Raw genomic sequence first — 1,648 nt, forward strand, 5'->3', positions numbered from 1 at the left:
AACGGCCGACCGCGCCCGCGCCGCGGCGGAGGAGGGGCGCCGCGCCGGGGAGCGCGCGCAGGCGGCGGCCGAGCGGGCCCGCGCCGGCTACACCGGAGCCGTCGCGTCGCAGCGGCTGGTGAACGGCGAGCTCTACGAGGGGGAGACCGGACGCGCCGGGCAGAAGGACGGGTACGGGGTGTACCGCTTCGCCGGCGGGCAGACCTACGCCGGGCAATGGCGGGCGAACGCGATGACCGGCAGCGCCGTCTTCACCTTCGCCAACGGCGACCGCTACGAGGGGAATTTCCGGGACGGCGTGCCCACCGGGCTGGGCGTCTTCCGCTTCGCCGACGGCGAGGCGTACGCCGGCGAGGTGCGCGACGGCGAGGTGGTCGGGCTGGGCGAGCTGTCCTTCACCGACGGCTCGGTCTTCGCGGGCCAGGTGCGACGGCGCCTGCCGGACGGCGACGGCGCTCTGCGCTGGGCCAGCGGCGCCCGCCATGTCGGCCGCTTCGTGCGCGGCCTGCCGCAGGGGCCCGGCCAGTCCGTGACCCGCGATGGGGCGACGCGTACGGGCGTGTGGCAGGGGTCCACGGTGATCGAGGAGTAGGTGGCGCCGGGCCCCCCGAAGCCTCAGTCGTCCAGGGCCTGCGCCAGCTTCAGGGCGATGCCCATGGAGCCCTCCACCTTCAGCCGCCCCAGGGTGAAGGCCATCATCGGGCCGAGCTGGCCGTCCAGCATCTTGCGGAAATGCTCGGGCGCCATGCGGATGGTACAGTCGGTGTCGCCATCCTCGGGGCCATCCGCGGGCTCGACGCTCACCGGGCTCTGGCGGGCGTCCATCAGGATGGTGTCGTCGCCCAGCACGAAGCGCACGCGGGCGCCGATGCCGCGCAGGTCGCCGCTCCTGGCCCGCATGTCGCGGATGATGCCATCGATCATGTGTTTGATCCCCCCGTTCACACTGTGGCTTGACGGTACTGTGCATTTACGTTTACGTCAACGTTACTTCGGCGGTCGTCCACAGGGGCCGGCCATTGCCTTGGTCGACGCCCACGACTGTGTTAGGAACCCACGAACCGTCACGCTCAGGATCGGGGTGTCGTGCGCAATGAACGATCTTTACACCGTCAACCAACTGGCGGAGGAGCTGGGGGTCACCCCGCGTACGCTGCGCTTCTATGAGGACAAGGGGCTGCTGTCGCCGAACCGGCAAGGCAACAACCGCGTCTACGACAAGCGCGACCGCGCGCGGATGAAGCTGATCCTGCGCGGCAAGCGGCTCGGCTTCTCGCTGGCCGAGATCGCCGAGTATCTCGACCTCTACAAGATCGACGGCAACGGGATCGAGCAGTTGCGGGTGCTGCTGCGCCGCGTGCGCGAACGGCGCGACGTGCTGGAGCGCCAGCGCGAGGATCTGGAGGCGACGGTGGCCGAACTGGCCGACATCGAGGATCAGGTGGCGGCGGCGCTGGCGGAACGGGGTGCTGCGCCGGTTGAAGGGCAGGGCGGACCCGGCTAGGCTGCGGTCCGTGCCGACAAGACAATGGGAGGGTTGGAAGGGATGAAGGTCCTGGTCGCTGTGAAGCGCGTGGTCGACTACAACGTGAAGGTCCGCGTGAAGGCGGACGGTTCGGGTGTCGAGACCGCGAACGTGAAGATGTCG

The 1,648-nt window shown here is 70.0% G+C and carries 3 protein-coding genes and 1 pseudogene; 3 read left to right on the top strand and 1 reads right to left on the bottom strand.

Annotation, left to right across the window (positions count from 1 at the left end):
• Positions 1-592 (top strand): MORN repeat-containing protein (locus HL658_RS36400; RefSeq protein ID WP_484463074.1); only part of this gene is annotated, 592 nt, incomplete at its 5' end.
• 23 nt (positions 593-615) lie between these two features.
• Here HL658_RS36400 and HL658_RS36405 read toward each other — a convergent pair.
• On the bottom strand, positions 616-924 hold the full coding sequence (locus HL658_RS36405) for an SCP2 sterol-binding domain-containing protein (protein ID WP_180286529.1): 309 nt from the start codon (positions 922-924) through the stop codon (positions 616-618).
• 169 nt (positions 925-1,093) lie between these two features.
• Here HL658_RS36405 and HL658_RS36410 point away from each other — a divergent pair, with 169 nt between their 5' ends.
• Together HL658_RS36410 and HL658_RS37580 are read left to right on the top strand one after the other, a co-directional pair.
• Positions 1,094-1,504 carry a MerR family transcriptional regulator gene (locus tag HL658_RS36410; protein WP_180286528.1) on the top strand — a complete coding sequence of 137 codons (411 nt, stop codon included), beginning with the start codon at positions 1,094-1,096 and terminating at the stop codon, positions 1,502-1,504.
• 42 nt (positions 1,505-1,546) lie between these two features.
• A pseudogene (locus HL658_RS37580) lies at positions 1,547-1,648 on the top strand (electron transfer flavoprotein subunit beta/FixA family protein); the annotation flags it as partial.

Source organism: Azospirillum oleiclasticum (genome assembly GCF_013423485.1).
Classification (GTDB): Bacteria; Pseudomonadota; Alphaproteobacteria; order Azospirillales; family Azospirillaceae; genus Azospirillum; species Azospirillum oleiclasticum.